The organism is Proteus penneri, from assembly GCF_003144535.1.
In the GTDB taxonomy this organism is placed as follows: Bacteria; Pseudomonadota; Gammaproteobacteria; order Enterobacterales; family Enterobacteriaceae; genus Proteus; species Proteus penneri.
The window spans coordinates 18276-40900 of sequence record NZ_PHFJ01000002.1 but is presented as its reverse complement, the minus strand read 5'-3'; the positions used below and the strand labels follow the sequence as shown (position 1 = coordinate 40900).

Here is a 22625-nt window from a genome sequence, read left to right as displayed (position 1 = left end):
AGGCCTAGTGCGATATCTATTTTCGCTATTTTTCGGTTTAGCGGTGTTAATCACCGCTGGCTGCGGTTTTCACTTACAAGGGAAAACTCAGGTTCCAGCAGAATTAAAAACGCTTTATCTTAGCTCTGGTGACCCTTATGGCCCATTATCTCGTGTAATGCGTCAACAACTCAGACTTAGTGATGTTCAGCTTGTTGAAAATCCAACAGCAGATATCCCTATTCTCAAAATTGTCGGTTCGTCAGAGAGTACAGAGACCGTTTCTGTGTATCAAGACGGTAAATCAGCAGAACGTCAGCTAACATTTGTGCTAGATGCGCAAGTGATTATGCCTGATGGAACGATTTACCCAATTTCATCACAGGTTTCACGCCCATTCTTCGATAACCCATTAGAAGCACTCGCAAAAGATGCTGAAAATGACATTATCAAGCAAGAGATGCGTGAACAAGCGACAGCAATATTAGTGCGTAAATTATTGGTTGTTCACAATGCTGAACGCCAAAAAGCTGCACAAGCTGAGCAAGCAAAACAGATAATCTCTCCGGCCAAATGATCCGCTTATATCCAGAACAACTGAATGCGCAGCTCCAAGAGGGGCTGCGCCAAAGTTATCTACTCTGGGGTAATGAACCTCTGTTACTCCAAGAGTCTCAAGATGCCATCCAATCTGTTGCTAAAGCCCAAGGATTTATTGAACACTATCAATTTACTCTTGATAATAATACGGACTGGAATGAAATTTACTCACTTTGTCAATCGCTAAGCCTTTTTTCTCAAAGGCAATCTCTTTTGCTGCATTTACCTGAAAATGGCCCCAATGCAGCCATGTCAGAGAAACTCACAAGGTTATCTCAAGAGTTACATCAAGATTTATTGTTGATTTTACGTGGCAATAAACTCACTAAGGCTCAAGAAAACAGTGAATGGTTTAAAACATTAAGCCAGAATGGAACGTATATTTCTTGTCTGACACCTGAACTTGATAAATTACCTAATTGGGTTGCTCGTCGAGCAAAACAAAAAGGATTAGCGCTGGATGAACAAGGTAACCAACTACTTTGCTACTGCTATGAAGGTAATTTGCTCGCATTAGCACAAGCGATAGAGCGTCTTTCCCTACTTTATCCTGACGGTAAATTGACATTACCTAGAGTAGAAGCGGCCGTTAATGACGCGTCACATTTTACCCCTTATCACTGGGTTGATGCATTACTGACAGGAAAAACACAACGTGCATGGCATATCTTGCAACAACTCAAAAGAGAAGATTCTGAACCTGTTATTTTACTTAGAACTTTACAACGTGAGTTAATGCAGTTGATTACACTACATCGTGAATCTAAAACAGCTTCGTTAAAAACGATTTTTGATAAGCATCGAATTTGGCAAAACAGGCGCCCAATATTCACAGCAGCACTACAGCGTTTATCCGAGCATCAATTGCTAACGGCAATACGGTTATTAGCCAGTATCGAAATGACCATCAAACAAGATTATGGTCAAACTGTTTGGCCATCTCTTAGCGCGTTAGGCTTATTGCTTTGTGGGAAAGCATTACCAGAAGGATTTGTAAATCATGCCTAAAAATAATGATCCTACACCTTTAATTAATCAAGCTATCGCCTTATACGGTGGCACATTTGATCCAATTCATTATGGGCATTTACGTCCTGTTGAAGCTCTTTCAGGATTAATTGGCTTAAAAGAAGTGGTATGGCTACCCAATAATATTCCCCCTCATCGCCCTCAACCGGAGGCATCTTCTCAACAACGACTTGAGATGGTGCGACTTGCTCTTGAACCCTATTCCTCATTTAAAGTGGATACTCGTGAACTTGAGAAGCCAACACCTTCTTATACTATTGAGACATTAAGAGACTTCAGACAAGAAATTGGTAATAAACAACCTTTAGCATTTATTATTGGCCAAGATTCATTACTTTCAATTAATACATGGCATCAGTGGGATGAACTATTGGATGTATGCCATTTGTTAGTTTGTGCTCGCCCTGGTTATCAAACTCATTTCGAGTCAGCCCAAATGCAAACTTGGCTAACCCAGCATCAGACAAAACAGCAAGAAGATATTCATTGCTTACCTTCTGGCAAAATTTTTCTGGCCGATACACCTCTTTATAATATTTCAGCAACAGATATTCGGGCTCGTCATAAAGCGGGATTAGACTGCCACGATTTACTACCAAATGCGGTTGAAAACTATATCCGCCAACACCAACTCTATAAATAATTTATTATTTCTAAAGTTGTTCTCTGAGATAATCAAAAGCTTGCGGATAAGGTGAGAAGTAGCGTTGATGAATCAAATAATCATCAGGATAAACACTTAGCCAATATTGAAGTAAATTATAAGGCTTGGAAAAAGGCACAACACCTTGACGATATAGCAAAATTGTCTGTGCCAGTTCTTGTTTTTGTTGTGAGTTTAGATTTCGCTTAAAATACCCTGCCATATGCATTAACGCATTAGTTTGCCCTTCTCTATTCGCTGCAACACTGAATGCCTTCATTAGCTTTTCCAGATATTTCGATGCAACTTTTTCAAGGGGAATGGCATCAGAAAAATTAGCAATATCACGCCCCAATTCTCGATAAGCTGCTAGTGAATAAGCCATAATTAAATATTTGTATCGGCTATGAAATTTAACTAAAGCCCCTTTAGTTAATGATTGATTAACCTGTTGTTGGTAATCAAACAGTGTGAAAAATTGGGTAAGAAAATGATCAAAAACAATAGGCTGTAAAAGTTGGTCAATATTTAATTGAGGTAAAGTAAAATTCACGGGTGAGATAAGGCTGTCTCCTTTTTTTCCAATATAACCATAAAGTGGCAACAGGTTATCTCTATTTTGAGCCTCTATCTGCATAATGCCTATCTTTTCTGCCTGAACAGTATCGCAAAGCAAAGCTAACTTTTCTTGCAATTGGTGATTGGTGTTACTCATAATTTCTGAAGATATCCCGAGATAATTCACTTTTCTTTCCATTCTTTTTCTCTCCAATTAAAAAGTCTGAGCATTACACCGTATAATCTGAACACAACAAAGTAAAACACACCTAATTAGGTGTTTGATGAGCATTGACAGACGAGGTTTAGCTGTTATTCTCACCCTCTGTTCCCTTAAGGGAACTGTAAGGTAAAACTGTCGTCTAAATGGAAAAGTTCTTATCTGCCTTCTTTTTGTTATTTATTATGACGCAGTTAATGGACATATATGAATTTTTCTAAATCAAACGTCGAAAAACAAGAAAATGAGATTTATGTTCTTGTTATTGCTAACTGGAATTAATCATCCAGTAAAATAGATTTATTGGTATAAATTCCTTTAAAATAGCATTCATATTCTAAATAATTTGAGGCGCAGTTAGACAACAATTGAAGTAAGTCGCTAGGAATATACCCAAGTATATAACTAGTGCGAATAAATGTAGTCAACAACGCTGCAACTTAAAGTATCACGAGTATGTTATTTTTCGGTTGAATTAACTCATTAGATTAAAGGTGATCCTTTTGCAAGGTTCTGAATTACAGCAATTTATTATTGATAAACTTGAAGATTCTAAAGCTCAAGACATTATTGCATTAGATGTCCGCGGAAAATCAAGTGTAACTGATTACATGATTATTTGTACGGGTACATCAAGCAGACACCTGATGTCTGTTGCAGATAACCTCGTTGATGATTGCCGCGAAGCGGGATTACAACCGTTAGGTGTTGAAGGACAAGGCGTTTCTGACTGGATTGTCGTTGATCTTGGTGAAGCCATGGTACACGTCATGCAAGAAGATAGTCGCCGTATGTATGAACTAGAAAAACTCTGGAGCTGAGTTTGAAATTACAGCTCATTGCCGTTGGTACAAAAATGCCGGACTGGATACAGACCGGCTTTATGGATTATCTTAATCGATTCCCCAAAGATATGCCTTTAGAACTTATCGAGATCCCCGCAGGCAAGCGTGGAAAGAATGCAGATATCAAACGTATTCTCGAAAAAGAAGGTGAACAAATGTTAGCTGCAGTAGGTAAAGGGAATCGTATCGTCACTCTCGATATTCCTGGCGCTCGCTGGGATACGCCAAAACTTGCAGAACAACTTGATCGATGGAAGCTTGATGGTAGAAATGTCAGCTTACTCATTGGCGGCCCTGAAGGATTAGCACCTGCTTGTAAAACTGCGGCTGAACAAAGCTGGTCTTTATCTCCTTTAACCATGCCACATCCCCTTGTTCGTGTCGTGGTTGCAGAAAGCCTTTATCGAGCATGGAGCATTACCACAAACCATCCTTATCATCGTGAATAATCAATAAATTGGCGGGTCAGTAAGTGAAGTCAAATGGGATGAAAAGAAAAAAACGTACCCCGTTTCGAGATTATACTGCGGAATCAAAGCTATTTATCCGTCGTGTGATTGTCGCATTTTCAGTAATTATTATATTGAGTGGTGTTTTGGTTTTTAACCTCAATCACTTACAAATCACTCGCCATGACGATTATCAAACACGTTCAAATGATAACCGAATTAAATTAGTACCGATTGCGCCCAGCAGAGGCATTATTTACGACCGCAATGGTATCCCTCTTGCGCTCAATCGTACTATCTATCAATTAGAAGTTGTGCCTGAAAAGGTAGCAAACTTACAAGAAACACTTGAAAGTTTAAGAGATATTGTTGACTTAACTGATGAAGATATTGCTGCATTCGAAAAAGAGCGCAAACGCTCACGCCGATTTAGCTCTATTGCCTTAAAAACAACATTAAGCCAAGTACAAGTCGCCCGTTTCGCAATCAACCAATACCGCTATCCTGGTTTAGAAATTAAAGGTTATCAGCGTCGTTATTATCCTTATGGCTCAGCATTAACGCATGTGATTGGTTATGTTGCGAAAATTAACGATAAAGATGTTGAACGCCTTGATAAAGAAGGTTTATCACCTAACTATGCAGCGACTCACGATATCGGCAAGTTAGGCATCGAACGTTATTATGAGTCTGTTTTACATGGCACAACGGGCTATGAGGAAGTTGAAGTTAATAGCCGTGGTCGAGTTATTCGCCAATTACACGAGCAGCCTCCACAAGCCGGTAAAGATATCTATCTTACCATCGACCTTGAACTGCAAACCTATATTGAAGAATTACTCACCACAAGCCGAGCCGCGGTTGTAGTAACCGACCCTCGCAATGGTGAAATTTTAGCGCTTGTATCAAACCCTAGTTATGATCCTAACTTATTTGTCGGTGGAATTTCGAATACCGATTATCAAGGGTTACTAAATAACCCAGATAGGCCACTGATCAACCGTACAACCCAAGGTCTTTATCCGCCAGCATCAACCGTGAAACCATTTATGTCTGTTGCGGCATTAAGCGAAGGTGTAATCACAGCCAATACAACAATTCATGATCCCGGTTGGTGGCAACTTCCTGGTTCTGAAAAACGTTATCGAGATTGGAAACGTTGGGGACATGGAAAACTTAATGTGACAAAATCTATCGTAGAATCTGCGGATACCTTCTTCTACCAAGTTGCTTATGATATGGGGATTGATCGCATATCAACTTGGATGAGTCGCTTTGGTTATGGTGAATATACAGGTATTGATTTATCTGAAGAGCGTAATGGGATCATGCCAACACGTGAATGGAAACAGCAACGTTATAAAAAACCTTGGTATCAAGGTGACACGATCCCTGTAGGAATTGGACAAGGCTATTGGACAGCAACGCCCATTCAAATGGCGAAAGCTTTAATGACATTAATTAATGACGGCCAAGTTAAAACTCCTCACCTGCTTTATGGTACAAAACTTGGCAATGAAATGTTGCCTTATGTTGATAAGGAAACACGCCAAATTGGTGATATCAACTCAGGTTATTGGGAATTAGCAAAACACGGTATGTATGGTGTGGCTAACTTCCCAAATGGTACAGGCCGCCGAAGTTTTGCTGATGCACCTTATAAAGTAGCTGCAAAATCAGGAACAGCACAGGTGTTTAGTTACGAAACCTACAATGCAAGCCAATTGGCTGAACATCTTCGTGACCACAAATTGATGATTGCCTTTGCGCCTTACGATAACCCAACCATAGCCATCTCTATTATCCTAGAAAATGGTGGTGCTGGCCCTTCTGTTGGTGATATTACAAGACAAATTCTTGACCACATTCTCCTTGGTGATAACAACACAGTATTGCCAGCTTCTCCACCCGCACCGCGTGGTTCAGAGGAATAATACTTATGACTGAAAATAACAAGAAAAAATCCTTCTGGACACGGATCCATATCGACCCTTTATTCTTGCTCTGTATTATTGCTTTATTAGGATACAGCGCATTTATTATGTGGAGTGCCAGTGGACAAGATCCAGAAATGATGCAACGTAAGTTAGGGCAGATTGCAATGGGTTTTATGATCATGATAGTCATGGCTCAAATCCCACCACGAGTCTATGAAAGCTGGGCTCCTCATCTCTATTTCTTCTGTGTTATTTTACTTATTCTTGTTGATGTCTTTGGTCAAATCAGTAAAGGGGCTCAACGTTGGCTAGATTTAGGCATTGTGCGTTTTCAGCCTTCAGAAATCGCTAAAATAGCCGTGCCTTTAATGGTCGCTCGATTTATGAATCGCGATGTGTGCCCTCCGACATTGCGTAATACTGCTATTGCTTTAGTCATTATTTTTGTGCCAACTTTATTAGTCGCAGCACAGCCTGACTTAGGAACCTCTATTCTTGTTGCCGCATCGGGTTTATTTGTTCTTTTTCTTGCAGGAATGAGTTGGCGCCTTATCACTGTAGCCATAGTTCTTGTTGCTGCTTTTATCCCCATACTCTGGTTTTTCCTTATGCATGATTACCAACAAGCTAGGGTAATGATGCTACTTGACCCTGAATCTGATCCACTCGGCGCCGGATATCATATTATCCAATCTAAAATTGCCATTGGTTCTGGCGGATTACATGGAAAAGGATGGTTACAAGGCACGCAATCTCAATTAGAATTCTTACCTGAGCGCCATACAGACTTTATTTTTGCTGTATTGGCTGAAGAACTCGGATTAATTGGTGTTTTGATACTGCTAGCTCTTTATATACTCTTAATTGCGCGAGGCCTTTACCTTGCAACGAAAGCACAAAATACATTTGGCAGAGTAATGATTGGCGGATTAATGCTAATCTTCTTTGTCTATGTCTTTGTCAACATAGGAATGGTGAGTGGTATTCTTCCTGTTGTCGGTGTTCCGTTACCGCTAATGAGTTATGGAGGCTCGGCCCTAATTGTCTTAATGGCAGGATTTGGCATTGTTATGTCTATTCATACACACCGAAAACTATTATCGAAAAGTTTATAATGAGGTTTCTATGCGTCTGCAATGGGTTTTGGTAGGTATCAGTGCATTGCTACTTTCAGGATGTGTTGTTGATAAGCCGAACACGAATAAACAGCCTGCACCATTACCCAATGTGCCAGCTCAACGTGTTCTTGGTGCTGAACCTCGTTACGAGCCTTATCACCCAACAGCAAATCAAGATTACCGAAAAAATGGTGTGATCTATCGTATTGTGACTGATCCTGCAAACTTTAGTGAGCGAGGAGAGGCTATTGTTTATGATAGCTTAGCGATGAGTCGTTTAACGACTATTGGTGAACGTGTCAATCCCTATGAATTTGCGGCTGCACATCCTACATTACCCATTCCAAGTTATGTAAAAATTACAAACTTACTCAATGGGCGCACAATGGTTGTACGTATTAACGACCGTGGCCCTTACGTTAATGGAAAACAAATTCAAGTCACTCCAGTGGTTTCTGATAGCTTACGTTTAATGCCGACAACCCCATTACTTATTGAAGGGATTGTTGTTGATCAAACTGGCCATATGAGCGGTATTGGTACGCATGGTGCGCAAATAGAAAAGAAAACAACGGCATTACCTGAGCGCCCTAATTTTAATGCTCAACCAGCTGCGCCTGCGCCATTAACAACATCAACGCCTACCAACAACAATATGCCAGTTGAGTCACCTGCGCCAACTCCAGTTCCAGCAAAAACACCAACTCCAGTGCTAGTTCCAACGCCAGCAGAGACGGAAACAAAAGCGTCAAAACCAGTATTATCGGCAAACTCCATAGCGCAAGGTTTTTATGTCCAAGTCAGTGCTCTAAGTAACGAAAATAATGCACAGTTTTTGCTCAATGATTTATCGTCATTATTTAACACACAAGGTGTGATAAATAAAACAGATGGATTATATAAAGTGCAACTCGGCCCTTATTCATCTAAAGAGCAAGCCGAAACGATAAAAAACAAGCTAAAACAAGTTAAAAATATCACTGGGTTTATTATTACCCAATAAAAGATAATGTTACGTAAAATTCTTTTTATATCAGCAAATTCAAGCGTAGAATCATCCGGATTTGCTGATATTTTATTTATCGGTTCCTATTTTTCCCTGAATTTTGGATAAAACAAACAGAATGAAACAGATACTCCCAGCAAAACGACTAAGAACCAGCTTGTTAAGTGCCACGTTTGCTTTACTCACAGTCAGTCATCAAGGTATTGCCGAAGATTCCCTAAAAACAATGATACCCGCTGTTCCTAGTATCGAAGCCGAATCTTATATTCTGATTGATTATAATTCTGGGAAAGTATTGGCTGAAATGAATGCTGATGTTCGCCGTGATCCTGCAAGTTTAACCAAGATGATGACCAGCTATGTTATTGGTCAATCTATTCGTGCTGGTAAAATATCTAATAGCGATATTGTACCCATTGGTGAAGAAGCATGGGCAACGGGCAATCCTATTTTTCGCGGCTCTTCTTTAATGTTCTTAAAACCAGGTGATCAAGTTACAGTTGCACAGTTAACACGTGGTATTAACTTACAATCAGGTAATGATGCTTGTGTCGCAATGGCCTCTTATGTTGCAGGAAGCCAAGATACATTTGTGGCTATGATGAACGATTACGTTAAGCGTCTAGGTTTACAAAATACACAGTTCCAAACCGTTCATGGCCTTGATGCCCCAGGACAATACAGCACAGCACGTGATATGGCACTAATCGGTGCTGCATTAATTCGCGATGTACCGGATGAATATGCCATCTATAAAGAAAAAGAGTACACTTACAACAATATCCGCCAAACTAACCGAAATGGCTTGTTGTGGGATACCAGTTTAAACGTTGATGGTATTAAAACAGGTCATACTGCATCCGCAGGCTATAATCTTGTCGCCTCTGCAACTGAAGGCAATATGCGTTTAATTTCTGCAGTTATGGGCGGTCACTCACCTAAAGGTCGTGATGTCGAAAGTAAAAAACTACTTACTTGGGGTTTTCGTTTCTTTGAAACCGTAAAACCATTGCAAGTCGGTAAAGAATTTGCGGCAGAGCCTATCTGGTATGGTGAAACAGATAAAGTACAATTAGGGGTAGATAAAGATGTTTATTTAACTATTCCTCGTGGTCGTTTAAAAGATTTAAAAGCAAGCTATGTTCTTGATAATGTAGAATTACATGCACCAGTCACTAAAAACCAAGTTGTAGGAACAATTAATTTCCAACTTGATGGACAAGTTATTGAACAGCGCCCGCTTGTTGTGATGAATGAAGTAAAAGAAGGTGGCTTCTTTAGTCGTATTATCGATTACATCAAATTATTATTTTCACACTGGTTTGGCTAAGACTTGAAAAAGGTAAATGTGACCACATATAACTTACATATAGATATTGGCATAAACACATTTACCATTACCATATTTACCCTAATGACTAGTATCGCATTCCTTATTATGTAAGGAATGCGCTTTTTATTTGCTAAGATTAGGTATAGAAATAAATTATTAAAACAACAGCACCTGTTGTCTTAAGGAATTACATTATGATGAAAACAAAATTAAACGAGCTGTTAGAGTTCCCATGTTCTTTCACTTATAAAGTGATGGGTCATGCAAAACCAGAATTAGTGGATCAAGTTGTTGAAGTCATTCAACGCCACGCGCCTGGTGATTACACTCCTTCAGTGAAACCAAGTAGCAAAGGTAATTACCACTCTGTTTCTATTACCATCAACGCAACTCATATCGACCAAGTAGAAACGTTATATAAAGAATTAGGTGAACTTGAACTGGTACGTATGGTTCTGTAATCCCTTCATTTAAAATGATGAATTTTTCAAAAGCGCCTTTACTCAGGCGCTTTTTCTTACCTTAATGTCTTTCACTTTTCTCTCCTTTTCGGAAAAAAAACATCTCAATCTGGTAGTTCATTTGCTGGGGCGTTATACTGCCCTTCACAATTACGCTACAAATGAAGATTTTCACGGTGCAAGACAAGACAATCATTATTCGCCAATTAGGTGTGAAACCCTATTTACCGGTTTCTGATTCTATGCATCAGTTTACGGAAAAACGGGAAAGTCACACACCTGATGAAATATGGCTCGTTCAACATGAACAGGTTTTTACCCAAGGCCAAGCAGGTAAAGCTGAACACTTATTAAACACAGGAACTATTCCTGTTATTCAGTCTGATCGTGGTGGCCAAGTAACTTATCATGGTCCTGGTCAGCAAGTGATGTATGTTTTAATTGACTTAAAACGCAATCATATCGGTGTTCGTCAACTAGTTACTGCTCTTGAAAACACGGTTATTGATACGCTGGCAGAGTTTAATGTAGAAGCTTATGCTCGCGCTGATGCACCCGGCGTTTATGTAAAAGGTGATAAAATTTGCTCTTTAGGATTACGTATTCGTAAAGGTTGCTCCTTTCATGGACTTGCGCTCAATATCGATATGGATTTATCCCCTTTTGCACGAATAAATCCTTGTGGTTATTCTGATCTCAAAATGACGCAGTTAATTGATTTTGCACCAAATACGTCAACGACACAGGTAGCACCGTTATTAGTTAAGCATTTTTGTACACATCTAGGATTTCAACCACAGCAATAAAAATGCTATAATTTTTTTAACATTTATCATATTTTTTTAAAACCCTGATTACCTCAGTCACATCGTGTTAATCACTCTAGATAACTGGAACTGGCACAATTATGAGTAAACCTATTCAGATGGAACGCGGAGTTAAATATCGCGACGCCGATAAAATGGCACTTATTCCTGTTAAAACAGTCGCTACAGAACGAGAACAACTGCTACGCAAACCTGATTGGATGAAAATAAAGCTACCCGCTGACTCAAGTAAAATACAGGGTATCAAAGCAGCAATGCGTAAAAATGGTCTTCATTCGGTCTGTGAAGAAGCCTCTTGCCCTAACCTTGCAGAATGCTTTAACCATGGAACGGCAACCTTTATGATTTTAGGGGCAATCTGTACACGCCGTTGCCCATTCTGCGATGTCGCTCATGGCCGCCCAAATGCTCCCGATCCACAAGAGCCAGAAAAACTCGCTCAAACAATCAAAGATATGGGGTTACGCTACGTCGTAATTACCTCCGTAGACCGTGATGATTTACGTGATGGTGGTGCTCAGCATTTTGCGGATTGTATTGCTGCAATTCGAGCAAAAAATCCAACCATCCGTATTGAAACATTAGTTCCTGATTTCCGTGGTCGTATGGATAAAGCACTGGAAATCCTCACGGAAACCCCACCTGATGTCTTCAACCATAACTTAGAGAATGTTCCTCGTGTTTATCGTCAAGTACGTCCAGGCGCTAACTATCAATGGTCATTGACTTTGTTAGAGCGCTTTAAGCAAGCTCACCCTGATATTCCCACCAAATCAGGTTTAATGGTCGGTCTTGGGGAAACCAACGAAGAAATTATTGACGTTATGCGTGATCTGCGTAAACATGGGGTAACGATGCTGACTTTAGGGCAATATTTACAGCCAAGTCGTCATCATCTTCCTGTTCAACGTTACGTCAGTCCTGACGAGTTTGAATATATGAAAGAGCAAGCACTCGCGATGGGCTTTACCCACGCTGCTTGTGGGCCGTTTGTTCGCTCGTCTTATCATGCTGATCTTCAAGCTCAGGGGATTGAGGTTAAATAACAATTAATTTCTCATGCTTAATATTGCAATTGCTGTATTTATAGGTGGTGGTTTAGGTAGCGTATTACGCTGGCTGATTAGCTACCGCCTAAATTCTATTTTTCCTCATTTTGCCACAGGCACCTTTGTTGCTAACTGTATTGGTGCTTTTATTATAGCCTTTGGTATCGCTTGGTTTAGCAAAGCCCCCAATATTGATCCTATTTGGAAAATTATGCTAACTACGGGTTTTTGTGGCGGTCTGACAACATTTTCAACCTTTTCTGTCGAAGTTGTCGCACTCTTAACTGAGGGAAAGATAGGATGGGCATTAAGTACGATGGGCGCTAACTTAGCGGGTTCATTTTTAATGACCGCATTTGCGTTTTGGTTACTACGAGAAATGTAATACTCAGAATATAAAAACCCGTTAAACAACGGGTTTTTACTGTCTCAAAGAAGTCGTTAATTAGATAGCGACAACGTTTGCAGCAGATGGCCCTTTCGCGCCGTCAGTAACTTCAAACTCTACTTTTTGACCTTCAGCAAGGGTTTTAAAGCCTTCTGATGTAATAGCGGAAAAGTGTACAAATACATCTTTGCTGCCATCTTCTGGAGTGATAAAACCAAAACCTTTAGTTTCGTTAAACCACTTAACGTTACCTTTTAATTTAGACATCAAGTTTACCTTTAAAATAGAAAATAAACGCAAGCGTTTTGCGTTGACTATAGTAAAACAAAAATGATGATTCCCTGTCCACAGCCTAGATCACGAAACTCACATTTTTTTTCTGCTAAATGATTAATATTCAGACAAATCCCATGCCTTAACGCATAGTTCACTTAAGAAATAATACTTAATACTTACTATCTGAACTATTCATCAATTTCTACTTTTTCATATTGAAGTAGCCAACGCTTAATATCTAACCCACCAGTATAGCCGACTAACTTACCGTTATGACCAATAACTCGGTGGCAAGGAATAATTAAAGAAATTGGATTGCGTGAGTTTGCCATTCCTACCGCTCTGCAATAATTGACTGAACCTAATGTAAGCGCCAATTTTTTATAACTCCAAATTTCGCCATAAGGGATTGTCTGTAATGTCTTCCAAACACGGCTTTGAAACTCTGTTCCTTCTGGTGCCAAAGGCACAGAAAAGGCGGTACGTTTACCCGCAAAATACTCTTTGAGTTGTTTTATACATTGATTAATTACGGAGCTTGGATTCACAGCAACATCTTTGTCATTTACAAAATAGAGGCTAGTGATCCCTTTTTCATTGGCTGTAATAGAAATATAAGGTTTTGGGAAGCCAACAGGGGCATCGAGATAATCTTGGTACATAATATTTTCTCTGCTGATTTGTCTGTAGCACTAAGAGTAAATCATGCCTGATTGATAAAGCAATCATCTAATTACTCGTATATCTAATAAAAATTGATCAATCGAGCGATCTAAAAATAAAATTAATGCACTAACTATTTAATTTTAATGATAATCATTATCAAAAATCAAAATCACCATATATTGTGTGGTTGAAAATAAATAACTCTATATATAGTATTTAATCACTTTCCATTATGGATGTGAAAACAGACGCATCCATATTTTTATAAGGGTTATTTTTATGTCTGTTATCCTCTATACCAAACCGAATTGCGTTCAATGTAGTGCCACAGAGCGCGCCTTAAAACAGAAAAACATTCCGTTTGTTGCTGTTGATCTCACCCAAGATACGCAAGCCCTCGCTCACATTGTTTCTATGGGATATCGCCAAGTTCCCGTTGTTGTTCATGGTGACCAGCATTGGTCCGGTTTCTGCCCTGATAAGATCAGACAGATCACGCTCTAAAGGAGCATTTCATGCAAACTGCACCTTTGATCTATTTTTCAAGTCGCTCTGAAAACTGTCATCGTTTTGTACAAAAGCTCAACTTAAAAGCGACCAGAATTTTTGAAGATGAAACATTGCTTGCAACACAGCCATTTGTGTTGCTTTGCCCTACTTACGGTGGCGGCAGTACTAAAGGTGCGGTGCCTAAAGCGGTTATTCAGTTTTTAAATATTTATGAAAATCGCCAACTAATACGCGGTGTTATTGCTTCTGGAAATACAAATTTTGGTACAGCTTATGGATTGGCTGGCGACATCATTGCACAAAAATGCCAAATCCCTTTTTTGTATCGATTTGAATTATTAGGCACGCCAGAAGATGTAAACCGCGTAAAAACGGGTTTAAGCGCATTTTGGTCAAGCCTTACTGACCAATGCGCCATGAGATAATTAATATGACACAATCAATAGAACAACTTGATTACCATGCCTTAAACGCCATGCTAAACCTGTATGATGAGCAAGGTAATATTCAGTTTGATAAAGACAAATTAGCGACACATCATTTTTTTCGCCAACATGTAAATCAAAACACGGTATTTTTTCATGATTTAAAAGAAAAACTTGAGTTTTTAGTACAACAACACTATTACGAAGCTCAAGTATTAGAACAATATGAATTTGCTTTTATCAAACAGCTATTCAAACATGCTTATAGCAAAAAATTTCGCTTTCAATCTTTTTTAGGCGCTTTTAAATACTATACCAGTTACACCTTAAAAACCTTTGATGGTGAGCGTTACCTTGAGCGCTATGAAGATCGCGTCTGTATGGTAGCGCTTACTCTTGCACAAGGTGATACTGATCTCGCTATTCATCTTGTTGATGAAATCATTAGTGGTCGTTTCCAACCCGCAACACCCACTTTTTTAAATTGCGGGAAACAACAACGCGGTGAATTAGTTTCCTGCTTTCTATTACGTATAGAAGATAATATGGAGTCTATCGGTCGATCGGTAAATTCTGCATTACAGCTTTCTAAACGTGGCGGCGGCGTTGCATTTTTGCTCACTAATTTACGTGAAGCAGGCGCCCCCATTAAGCGTATAGAGAATCAATCTTCTGGCGTTGTTCCCGTTATGAAGATGCTTGAAGATGCTTTTTCCTATGCTAATCAGTTAGGAGCAAGACAAGGTGCTGGCGCTGTTTATCTTCATGCTCATCATCCAGATATTTACCATTTTCTTGATACCAAAAGAGAGAATGCAGATGAAAAAGTTCGAATAAAAACCCTCTCTTTAGGGGTTGTTATTCCTGATATCACTTTTGAATTAGCGAAACGTAATGAAGATATGTACCTCTTCTCTCCTTATGATGTAGAGCGTGTTTATGGCGTACCTATGTCAGAGATCAGTATTAGTGAAAAATACAGTGAAATGGTAAATAACGCGCAAATTCGTAAGAAGAAAATTAAAGCGAGGGAGTTTTTCCAAACATTAGCCGAAATTCAATTTGAGTCTGGCTATCCTTATATCATGTTTGAAGATGCGGTAAACCGCGCAAATCCTATTGCGGGTAGAATAAACATGAGCAATCTCTGCTCTGAAATTTTACAAGTCAACAGCGCAAGTGAGTATCACCCAGACTTAAGCTATCGCCATATCGGTCATGACATCAGTTGTAACTTAGGTTCTATGAATATTGCTATGGCAATGGACTCGCCTAACTTTGCCCATACTGTCAGCACAGCAATTAGAGCATTAAGCAATGTCTCTGAAATGACGAAAATAGAGTCTGTTCCTTCTATTGAAAAAGGTAATCTCGCTTCTCATGCAATTGGTTTAGGGCAAATGAATTTACATGGCTACTTAGCTCGTGAAAGGATTTATTACGGCTCTGAAGAAGCGTTAGATTTCACCAATATCTATTTTTATACCGTCACTTATTATGCGTTATTCGCTTCAAATCAATTAGCTATTGAGAAAAAACAGTACTTTAAAGGTTTTGAAAACTCAAAATACGCAACAGGTGAATATTTTAATAAATATGTATCACAACAGTGGTTACCTAAAACTCAAAAAGTCCACCAGCTATTTAGCCAATCTAATATTCATATTCCAACACAAGAAGATTGGCAGACTCTCAAGCAATCTATTATGACGCATGGGATCTATAACCAAAATTTACAAGCAATACCGCCGACAGGATCTATTTCCTATATCAACCACTCTACATCAAGCATTCATCCTATTGCCGCGCCAATAGAAATTAGAAAAGAAGGTAAGATTGGACGGGTTTATTACCCCGCCCCCTTTATGACTAATGAAAATCGCCAATATTACCAAGATGCGTATGAAATTGGTGCAGAAAAGATTATCGATACCTATGCAGAAGCGTCACAACATATCGATCAAGGCTTATCACTGACATTATTCTTTTCGGATGAAGCCACAACAAGGGATATTAACAAAGCACAAATCTATGCCTGGCGTAAAGGAATTAAAACCTTGTATTACATTCGTATCCGACAATCCGCATTAGCAGGCACTGAAATCAAAGGCTGTGTTTCGTGTGCACTTTAATAATTACAATAAGGAGAACATAGCATGTCATCACCTTTATTAAGTCATGTTAATGCGATTAACTGGAATCGTATTGAAGACGAAAAAGATTTAGATGTTTGGAACCGTTTAACCATGAATTTTTGGTTACCTGAAAAAATTCCACTCTCCAATGACATTCCTTCATGGAGTACATTAACTCAAGCCGAAAAACAGCTCACTATTCGTGTTTTTACTGGGTTAACGTTATTGGACACTATCCAAAATACAGTAGGTGCGCCGACATTGATGCCCGATGCATTGACGCCACATGAAGAAGCGGTGTTATCCAACATCTGTTTTATGGAGGCTGTTCATGCTCGCTCTTACAGTTCGATATTTTCTACACTCTGCTTAACAACTGATGTCGATGAAGCATATCGTTGGAGTGAGGAAAACCCTTACTTACAAAAGAAAGCAGAAATTATTTTGCGTTATTACCAAGATGAAGATCCTTTAAAGAAAAAAATTGCCAGCGTCTTTTTAGAATCCTTTTTATTTTATTCAGGATTCTATTTACCAATGTATTGGTCAAGCCGAGGAAAATTAACTAATACAGCCGATTTAATTCGACTCATTATTCGTGATGAAGCCGTTCATGGTTATTATATTGGCTATAAATTTCAAAATCAGTTATTAAATAAATCCGAATTAGAGAAACAAGATATTAAAGATTTTGCATTCTCATTATTATTAGATTTATATGACAATGAAGTGAAATATACTGAAGATCTTTACGACACTGTAGGTTGGACAGAAGATGTCAAAAAATTCCTTCATTATAATGCAAATAAAGCATTAATGAATTTAGGGTATGAAGCTTTATTCCCTGATGAAATAACCGATGTAAGTCCTGCGATTCTTTCTTCATTATCACCAGATGCAAATGAAAATCACGATTTCTTTTCTGGTTCCGGTTCATCTTATGTTATTGGAAAAACGATTAACACTGAAGACGATGATTGGGATTTTTAAGATTTATTAGTCAAATGGGAAGTAAGAGAAACAACAAAATACATTCAATTTGATTATGTATCACATATAAAACATAATGCACTGAAAAATATAGATTATTTTTTTGTGCATTTTTATTTGAGCAATAAACAATCTAATCGATTGATTTTTGCCGTTCAATATTGTCAAAAAATCAATTTTTTTCGAATCATTTCAGCTTAAATTTCGTAGATAAACCTTATCACAAGAGAATAAATATTAATCATGCTAATGATTATTGGTTTTTTTTCATTTAATTTTCATCTATTTCATCCTCTATTTTGAGATTAAATTTTCATTTTTATTGAGATCCTAATCAAAATAATAACATCTATAAAAATAAAGTTATTTCAGTTAGTTAGATAGAAATATATCTTTTAATCAATTTTATTTATTTCACTTTATTTAATTATTAATCATATAAAAAATAAAGAAATTACAGCTAAATAATTTAGTTAATTATAATTAACATAGGGTTGTCAGACTCAATCATTGTGGTAGGGTATTTCCCTTACTAAAATTTTATTTAGGAAAAACAATAACACTTATTAATTAATATTTAATTTATTCCTTTCAATATTTAAATAGGAAACTATATATTGCATGGCAATTAAACTCGAAGTAAAAAATCTCTACAAGGTATTTGGCGAGCACCCTAAACGCGCTTTTGAATTATTAGAGTCTGGTATGAACAAAGATCAGATTTTTGATAAAACAGGGCTTACGGTGGGCGTTCAAAATGCAAATCTGGCAATTGAAGAAGGCGAAATATTTGTCATCATGGGATTATCTGGCTCAGGTAAATCCACCCTAGTCCGCCTTCTCAATCGTCTGATTTCTCCTACAAAGGGAGAAGTGCTTATTGATGGTGAAAATATTGCCACCATGTCTGATAAAGAATTACGACAAGTACGCCGTAAAAAAATCAGTATGGTGTTTCAATCATTTGCATTAATGCCCCATATGAACGTGCTTGATAACACTGCATTTGGCATGGATCTCGCTGGATTAAGCAAAGACGAACGTTATAAAAAAGCGATGGATGCCTTAGAGCAAGTCAATTTAGGCAGTTACGCAAACTCTTGGCCTGATGAACTTTCTGGTGGGATGCGTCAACGTATTGGTCTGGCTCGCGCACTTGCCAATGATCCTGATATCTTGTTAATGGACGAGGCTTTTTCAGCACTTGACCCATTAATTCGTACTGAAATGCAAGATGAGTTATTGAGCTTACAAGGCGATAAACAGCGTACGATTGTGTTTATTTCTCATGATCTCGATGAAGCCATGCGTATTGGTGATCGCATTGCCATTATGCAAGGTGGTGTTGTTGTTCAAACGGGCACACCGGATGAAATACTCAACAATCCAGCGAATGATTATGTACGTACCTTTTTCCGTGGTGTTGATATTAGCCATGTATTTAGTGCAAAAGATATTGCCAAACGTCGCCCAGAAACCTTACTGCATATTGCCCCAGGTTTTGGCCCACGCTCCGCCTTGAAAGTACTCGAAGATGAAGATAGAAATTTTGGCTATCTCATTGAGCGGGGAAGAAAATTTGTTGGCATCGTTTCCGTTACGTCTCTTGAAGAGGCGCTCAAAAATAAACAACCTATTGAGTCAGCTATTCTACCTGAGCCTTGTGCCATTAATGGGGATACACCGTTAAATGAGCTGATTTCAACTGTTGCACAATCTCCCTGTGCTATTCCTGTTATTGATGAAAAAAACCGTTATATCGGCTTAATTTCTAAAGGAATGTTACTACAAGCACTGGATAAGGAGACGCCAAATGAGTAATACAACAGATAAAAATACGACTGTGGATACAGATATCCAAGAAACCATAACAAGCGAGACAGCTCAAGAGGCAACCAATAATGCCAATGATGATCCTTGGGCAACAACAGATACTAGCACAACAGAAAGCGATCCTTGGAGTAGTACTGACAGTTCATCAACAGATGCCGATCCATGGGGTGCAGGCGGTGGTGGTGACATTGATACATCATCCGCTGGCAGTGATTGGCTTGATGCCGCACCGACGGATGTCGCACCCGATTCATTCAATCTAATGGATCCGTTTCACAATACGCTGATCCCATTAGATTCATGGGTTACCGATGCGATTGACTGGATTGTGTTGCACTTTCGCCCAGTTTTCCAAGGTATTCGTGTACCCGTTGATTTGGTATTAAGTGGTTTTGAAAATTTCTTAACCTCAATGCCTGCACCTATCGCCATTATTCTGTTTTCTCTGATTGCATGGCAACTTTCAGGCAAAGCCATGGGTGTCGCTTCTTTTATCTCATTAATATTAATTGGTGCAATAGGTGCTTGGTCTGAAGCCATGGTTACCCTTGCATTGGTACTCACTTCATTACTGTTTTGTCTTATTATCGGACTTCCATTAGGGATATGGCTAGCTAACAGCGATAGAGCATCCAAAATTGTCCGGCCTTTACTGGATGCGATGCAGACAACACCTGCGTTTGTCTACTTAGTGCCTATCGTCATGTTATTTGGTATTGGTAACGTCCCTGGCGTTGTGGTCACCATTATTTTTGCTTTGCCACCTATTGTGAGATTGACCATTTTAGGGATCAAACAAGTCCCTGAAGATTTAATTGAAGCAGCACAATCATTTGGTGCAAGTCCTCGCCAAATGCTGTTTAAAGTGCAATTACCGCTCGCCATGCCAACGATTATGGCAGGTGTAAACCAAACACTGATGTTAGCGCTTTCAATGGTTGTTATTGCATCAATGATAGCCGTTGGTGGATTAGGTCAAATGGTATTACGCGGTATAGGCCGTCTTGATATGGGACTTGCTGCTGTAGGGGGCGCAGGTATTGTTATTCTCGCAATTATTCTTGACCGATTAACGCAATCTTTAGGTCAAAACAGCCGTCATAAAGGCAATCGATGCTGGTATATGACAGGGCCTATTGGCTTAATTTGCCGACTCTTTGGCAAAAAAGCATCGTAATAAATATTTTACTATTAATTAAAAATCAATAAAGAACATCACGTTCAATCAATATAAGAAATAGAGGCGACAGTTCGCTGTCGCTATTTATCTCTTACCATAACAACAGAAGGAAAAACTATGCGTAATCCAGTTCTCTGGGCAACAGTATTGTCCGCCACACTGATAAGCACCCAGTTATCCGCTGCTGATTTACCTGGAAAAGGGATTTCGGTTCAACCCGTGCAAAGTACGATTTCTGAAGAAACCTTTCAAACTTTAATCGTCAACAAAGCATTAGAACAATTAGGTTACACTGTTCAGCCAATTAAAGAAGTAGACTATAACGTTGCTTACTCCTCTATCGCCAATGGTGATGCGACCTTTATGGCAGTCAGTTGGGTTCCTCTTCATAATTCACAATATGCAGCAGCAGGAGGTGATAATACCTTTTATCGCAAAGGGGATTATGTCGTTAATGCAGCTCAAGGTTACTTGATTGATAAAAAAACGGCAGAGAAATATAACATTACGAATATTGAGCAATTAAAAGATCCTAAAATTGCCAAACTCTTTGATGCCGATGGTGATGGCAAAGCCGATTTAACGGGTTGTAATCCGGGATGGGGTTGTGAAGAAGCTATTAACAACCACTTAAAAGCCTATGGATTAGAAAAATCTGTCACACATAACCAAGGTAATTACGCGGCAATGATGGCAGATACTATTACTCGCTATAAAGAAGGTAAACCCATTTTTTATTACACTTGGACGCCTTACTGGATAAGTGATGTATTAAAACCGGGTAAAGATGTTGTTTGGTTACAAGTGCCTTTCTCTTCATTACCGGGTGATGATAAAACCGATACTACATTAGCAAATGGTAAAAACTATGGTTTCCCGCCAAGTACTATGCATATCGCAGCGAATAAAAAATGGGCTGAAGAAAACCCTGCAGCGGCAAAACTCTTTGAAGTCATGAAAGTGTCTGTTGCCGATATTAATGCGCAAAACTTACGTATGCATAATGGTCAAAAATCGCAGGCAGATATTGAACGTCATGCTAATGCTTGGATCAAAGCACATCAAAAAACCTTTGATGGCTGGATTGAACAAGCTCAGGCTGCTGCAAAGTAATTAATAAATAATCTTAAATTAAGATTATCACAAAACAGGTCACACTATTGTGGCCTGTTTTTATTTATAAAAAACTATAATTACATGTAATTAGGCAGAGCTAATTTATATAAAAATAAAAAGATCTTAATACTATTTCATTATTAAGATAATTCTTTTTATTAATGGCAAAGATATACCTGTCTTTCATTCTCTCATTTCTTCAATTATGATTATCGTTTTCTCCAGTTGCCATTTTGGCATTCTCATTTTTATATTTATTATTTTAGATAAGGAATAAACTGTGTCTTACACTAACAAACCAGTACCTGAAGAAATTAAACGTTGGAACTGGGGTGCTTTCATGTTTAATATTATTTGGGGTTTTGGTAATAAATCCTATCTTCCATTATTAGCGCTTGTTCCTTTACTTAACTTAGTTTGGATCTTTGTCTGTGGTATTAAAGGAAATGAATGGGCTTGGAAAAGCGGTGATTACGATTCTGTTGAAACCTTTATGAAAGTGCAAGAAACATGGAACAGAGCTGGCTTTGTTTACTTTATTATTAGTATCGTTATGGCTGTTCTTTTCTTTATTTTCTTCTTCACAACCATGATGGCAATGATTGCAACTTCTGCATCACAAGGTTATTAATTCAATATATTGAGTATGAACTCGTAATGACAATAAAACCCCATAATATCTATGGGGTTTATTCGTTTTTATTTTCATAATATTCGAAACATCTTGCCACTGTAACTCGTTGATTACACTATTGATACCCCTATTATATTTAAATCTCATTTAAAACAATACATTAAAAATAAATCAAACTACTTCATCAGCTGTTATAAAGTGTTTAATATCCCTTATTTTCATTCCCTTCTTTTAATTCTCTAATTATAATTACGCACACATTTCTAAAGAAAAATTAATCATTCTAAAAATAAAAAATAAACACAAATACAGAACAATCCGATAATTACAATTATATGCATTTGATTTTTGTTTTATTTTTAGAGCTAAATAATTATTAAATCAGGTAAATTTCAGAAATTAGTTTTATGGCTAAATC

24 protein-coding genes are annotated in these 22625 nt (G+C 38.3%); 21 read left to right on the top strand and 3 right to left on the bottom strand.

Annotated features, from left to right (window positions below; all coding sequences use genetic code 11):
* Nucleotides 1-7: 7 nt before the first annotated feature.
* From lptE to nadD, 3 genes are read left to right on the top strand one after another with little or no spacing between them, the layout of a single operon-like run.
* The gene (gene lptE / locus CUB63_RS03210) at nucleotides 8-556 is read left to right on the top strand and encodes an LPS assembly lipoprotein LptE (protein ID WP_072062948.1); all 549 of its coding nucleotides are present in this window, start codon (nucleotides 8-10) and stop codon (nucleotides 554-556) included.
* A complete protein-coding gene (gene holA / locus CUB63_RS03205; RefSeq protein WP_109847444.1) occupies nucleotides 553-1587 on the top strand; it encodes a DNA polymerase III subunit delta in 1035 nt (344 codons plus the stop codon). The genes lptE and holA overlap by 4 nt, the downstream gene beginning before the upstream one ends.
* Entirely contained in the window at nucleotides 1580-2251 is a 672-nt protein-coding gene (gene nadD, locus CUB63_RS03200; protein ID WP_006537730.1) for a nicotinate-nucleotide adenylyltransferase, read from the top strand. Before holA ends, nadD begins: the two co-directional genes overlap by 8 nt.
* Before the next feature lie 10 nt (nucleotides 2252-2261).
* Here nadD and CUB63_RS03195 read toward each other — a convergent pair whose 3' ends face one another.
* Nucleotides 2262-3008: a YbgA family protein gene (locus tag CUB63_RS03195; protein ID WP_109847443.1), complete on the bottom strand. Its 747-nt coding sequence runs from the start codon at nucleotides 3006-3008 to the stop codon at nucleotides 2262-2264.
* Nucleotides 3009-3523: 515 nt separating this feature from the next.
* Here CUB63_RS03195 and rsfS point away from each other — a divergent pair.
* The 10 genes from rsfS (at nucleotide 3524) to crcB (ending at nucleotide 12439) form a co-directional block, all read left to right on the top strand.
* Nucleotides 3524-3850, top strand: coding sequence for a ribosome silencing factor (rsfS, locus tag CUB63_RS03190; protein WP_006537732.1), 327 nt, complete (start codon nucleotides 3524-3526; stop codon nucleotides 3848-3850).
* A 2-nt stretch (nucleotides 3851-3852) separates the two neighbouring features.
* Nucleotides 3853-4323, top strand: coding sequence for a 23S rRNA (pseudouridine(1915)-N(3))-methyltransferase RlmH (gene rlmH / locus CUB63_RS03185; RefSeq protein WP_109847442.1), 471 nt, complete (start codon nucleotides 3853-3855; stop codon nucleotides 4321-4323).
* 38 nt (nucleotides 4324-4361) lie between these two features.
* Complete coding sequence (gene mrdA / locus CUB63_RS03180) at nucleotides 4362-6257, top strand: peptidoglycan DD-transpeptidase MrdA (protein ID WP_006537733.1); 1896 nt, start codon at nucleotides 4362-4364, stop codon at nucleotides 6255-6257.
* Between the two features lie 5 nt (nucleotides 6258-6262).
* Nucleotides 6263-7375: a peptidoglycan glycosyltransferase MrdB gene (mrdB, locus tag CUB63_RS03175; RefSeq protein WP_006537734.1), complete on the top strand. Its 1113-nt coding sequence runs from the start codon at nucleotides 6263-6265 to the stop codon at nucleotides 7373-7375.
* Nucleotides 7376-7385: 10 nt separating this feature from the next.
* Nucleotides 7386-8381, top strand: coding sequence for an endolytic peptidoglycan transglycosylase RlpA (gene rlpA, locus CUB63_RS03170; RefSeq protein WP_109847441.1), 996 nt, complete (start codon nucleotides 7386-7388; stop codon nucleotides 8379-8381).
* A 121-nt stretch (nucleotides 8382-8502) separates the two neighbouring features.
* Nucleotides 8503-9714: a D-alanyl-D-alanine carboxypeptidase DacA gene (gene dacA / locus CUB63_RS03165; protein WP_109400656.1), complete on the top strand. Its 1212-nt coding sequence runs from the start codon at nucleotides 8503-8505 to the stop codon at nucleotides 9712-9714.
* A 200-nt stretch (nucleotides 9715-9914) separates the two neighbouring features.
* Entirely contained in the window at nucleotides 9915-10178 is a 264-nt protein-coding gene (gene ybeD, locus CUB63_RS03160) for a DUF493 family protein YbeD (RefSeq protein WP_036912266.1), read from the top strand.
* A 161-nt stretch (nucleotides 10179-10339) separates the two neighbouring features.
* Nucleotides 10340-10984, top strand: coding sequence for a lipoyl(octanoyl) transferase LipB (gene lipB, locus CUB63_RS03155; protein ID WP_006537741.1), 645 nt, complete (start codon nucleotides 10340-10342; stop codon nucleotides 10982-10984).
* A gap of 101 nt (nucleotides 10985-11085) precedes the next feature.
* Nucleotides 11086-12051 (top strand): lipoyl synthase, encoded by a 966-nt coding sequence (gene lipA, locus CUB63_RS03150; RefSeq protein ID WP_006537742.1) that lies wholly within the window; start codon nucleotides 11086-11088, stop codon nucleotides 12049-12051.
* Between the two features lie 13 nt (nucleotides 12052-12064).
* A complete protein-coding gene (crcB, locus tag CUB63_RS03145; protein WP_006537743.1) occupies nucleotides 12065-12439 on the top strand; it encodes a fluoride efflux transporter CrcB in 375 nt (124 codons plus the stop codon).
* 60 nt (nucleotides 12440-12499) lie between these two features.
* On the opposite strand, the gene cspE is transcribed toward crcB, so the two are convergent.
* Both cspE and CUB63_RS03135 read right to left on the bottom strand, forming a co-directional pair.
* Nucleotides 12500-12709, bottom strand: a complete 210-nt coding sequence (cspE, locus tag CUB63_RS03140; protein ID WP_023581133.1) for a transcription antiterminator/RNA stability regulator CspE — start codon at nucleotides 12707-12709, stop codon at nucleotides 12500-12502.
* A gap of 197 nt (nucleotides 12710-12906) precedes the next feature.
* Nucleotides 12907-13380 carry a methylated-DNA--[protein]-cysteine S-methyltransferase gene (locus CUB63_RS03135; protein WP_006537744.1) on the bottom strand — a complete coding sequence of 158 codons (474 nt, stop codon included), beginning with the start codon at nucleotides 13378-13380 and terminating at the stop codon, nucleotides 12907-12909.
* A gap of 283 nt (nucleotides 13381-13663) precedes the next feature.
* On the opposite strand from CUB63_RS03135, the gene nrdH reads away from it, so the two are divergent.
* The 8 genes from nrdH to CUB63_RS03095 all read left to right on the top strand — a co-directional run bounded on the left by nrdH (nucleotide 13664) and on the right by CUB63_RS03095 (nucleotide 22204).
* The gene (gene nrdH / locus CUB63_RS03130) at nucleotides 13664-13888 is read left to right on the top strand and encodes a glutaredoxin-like protein NrdH (RefSeq protein WP_006537745.1); all 225 of its coding nucleotides are present in this window, start codon (nucleotides 13664-13666) and stop codon (nucleotides 13886-13888) included.
* Nucleotides 13889-13899: 11 nt separating this feature from the next.
* Nucleotides 13900-14319, top strand: coding sequence for a class Ib ribonucleoside-diphosphate reductase assembly flavoprotein NrdI (gene nrdI, locus CUB63_RS03125; protein ID WP_006537746.1), 420 nt, complete (start codon nucleotides 13900-13902; stop codon nucleotides 14317-14319).
* A gap of 5 nt (nucleotides 14320-14324) precedes the next feature.
* Nucleotides 14325-16451 carry a class 1b ribonucleoside-diphosphate reductase subunit alpha gene (gene nrdE, locus CUB63_RS03120; RefSeq protein WP_109847440.1) on the top strand — a complete coding sequence of 709 codons (2127 nt, stop codon included), beginning with the start codon at nucleotides 14325-14327 and terminating at the stop codon, nucleotides 16449-16451.
* Nucleotides 16452-16475: 24 nt separating this feature from the next.
* On the top strand, nucleotides 16476-17444 hold the full coding sequence (gene nrdF, locus CUB63_RS03115; protein WP_109847439.1) for a class 1b ribonucleoside-diphosphate reductase subunit beta: 969 nt from the start codon (nucleotides 16476-16478) through the stop codon (nucleotides 17442-17444).
* A 621-nt stretch (nucleotides 17445-18065) separates the two neighbouring features.
* Nucleotides 18066-19265: a glycine betaine/L-proline ABC transporter ATP-binding protein ProV gene (proV, locus tag CUB63_RS03110; protein ID WP_072062961.1), complete on the top strand. Its 1200-nt coding sequence runs from the start codon at nucleotides 18066-18068 to the stop codon at nucleotides 19263-19265.
* Nucleotides 19258-20454: a glycine betaine/L-proline ABC transporter permease ProW gene (proW, locus tag CUB63_RS03105; protein ID WP_072062962.1), complete on the top strand. Its 1197-nt coding sequence runs from the start codon at nucleotides 19258-19260 to the stop codon at nucleotides 20452-20454. Before proV ends, proW begins: the two co-directional genes overlap by 8 nt.
* A 120-nt stretch (nucleotides 20455-20574) precedes the next feature.
* A complete protein-coding gene (gene proX / locus CUB63_RS03100) occupies nucleotides 20575-21570 on the top strand; it encodes a glycine betaine/L-proline ABC transporter substrate-binding protein ProX (protein WP_006537756.1) in 996 nt (331 codons plus the stop codon).
* A 283-nt stretch (nucleotides 21571-21853) separates the two neighbouring features.
* Nucleotides 21854-22204: a hypothetical protein gene (locus tag CUB63_RS03095; protein ID WP_006537757.1), complete on the top strand. Its 351-nt coding sequence runs from the start codon at nucleotides 21854-21856 to the stop codon at nucleotides 22202-22204.
* Nucleotides 22205-22625: the final 421 nt, after the last annotated feature.

Excerpts from the sequence above, each read along its gene's own strand:
- ybeD (WP_036912266.1), top strand. The coding sequence starts at position 9,915 with ATGAAAACAAAATTAAACGAGCTGTTAGAGTTCCCATGTTCTTTCACT.
- crcB (WP_006537743.1), top strand. The coding sequence starts at position 12,065 with ATGCTTAATATTGCAATTGCTGTATTTATAGGTGGTGGTTTAGGTAGC.
- proX (WP_006537756.1), top strand. The coding sequence starts at position 20,575 with ATGCGTAATCCAGTTCTCTGGGCAACAGTATTGTCCGCCACACTGATA.
- holA (WP_109847444.1), top strand. The coding sequence starts at position 553 with ATGATCCGCTTATATCCAGAACAACTGAATGCGCAGCTCCAAGAGGGG.
- mrdA (WP_006537733.1), top strand. The coding sequence starts at position 4,362 with ATGAAAAGAAAAAAACGTACCCCGTTTCGAGATTATACTGCGGAATCA.
- dacA (WP_109400656.1), top strand. The coding sequence starts at position 8,503 with ATGAAACAGATACTCCCAGCAAAACGACTAAGAACCAGCTTGTTAAGT.
- proV (WP_072062961.1), top strand. The coding sequence starts at position 18,066 with ATGGCAATTAAACTCGAAGTAAAAAATCTCTACAAGGTATTTGGCGAG.
- nrdH (WP_006537745.1), top strand. The coding sequence starts at position 13,664 with ATGTCTGTTATCCTCTATACCAAACCGAATTGCGTTCAATGTAGTGCC.
- nrdI (WP_006537746.1), top strand. The coding sequence starts at position 13,900 with ATGCAAACTGCACCTTTGATCTATTTTTCAAGTCGCTCTGAAAACTGT.
- nrdE (WP_109847440.1), top strand. The coding sequence starts at position 14,325 with ATGACACAATCAATAGAACAACTTGATTACCATGCCTTAAACGCCATG.
- cspE (WP_023581133.1), bottom strand. The coding sequence starts at position 12,709 with ATGTCTAAATTAAAAGGTAACGTTAAGTGGTTTAACGAAACTAAAGGT.
- mrdB (WP_006537734.1), top strand. The coding sequence starts at position 6,263 with ATGACTGAAAATAACAAGAAAAAATCCTTCTGGACACGGATCCATATC.
- nadD (WP_006537730.1), top strand. The coding sequence starts at position 1,580 with ATGCCTAAAAATAATGATCCTACACCTTTAATTAATCAAGCTATCGCC.
- CUB63_RS03195 (WP_109847443.1), bottom strand. The coding sequence starts at position 3,008 with ATGGAAAGAAAAGTGAATTATCTCGGGATATCTTCAGAAATTATGAGT.
- rlpA (WP_109847441.1), top strand. The coding sequence starts at position 7,386 with ATGCGTCTGCAATGGGTTTTGGTAGGTATCAGTGCATTGCTACTTTCA.
- lipB (WP_006537741.1), top strand. The coding sequence starts at position 10,340 with ATGAAGATTTTCACGGTGCAAGACAAGACAATCATTATTCGCCAATTA.
- lipA (WP_006537742.1), top strand. The coding sequence starts at position 11,086 with ATGAGTAAACCTATTCAGATGGAACGCGGAGTTAAATATCGCGACGCC.
- CUB63_RS03135 (WP_006537744.1), bottom strand. The coding sequence starts at position 13,380 with ATGTACCAAGATTATCTCGATGCCCCTGTTGGCTTCCCAAAACCTTAT.
- nrdF (WP_109847439.1), top strand. The coding sequence starts at position 16,476 with ATGTCATCACCTTTATTAAGTCATGTTAATGCGATTAACTGGAATCGT.
- proW (WP_072062962.1), top strand. The coding sequence starts at position 19,258 with ATGAGTAATACAACAGATAAAAATACGACTGTGGATACAGATATCCAA.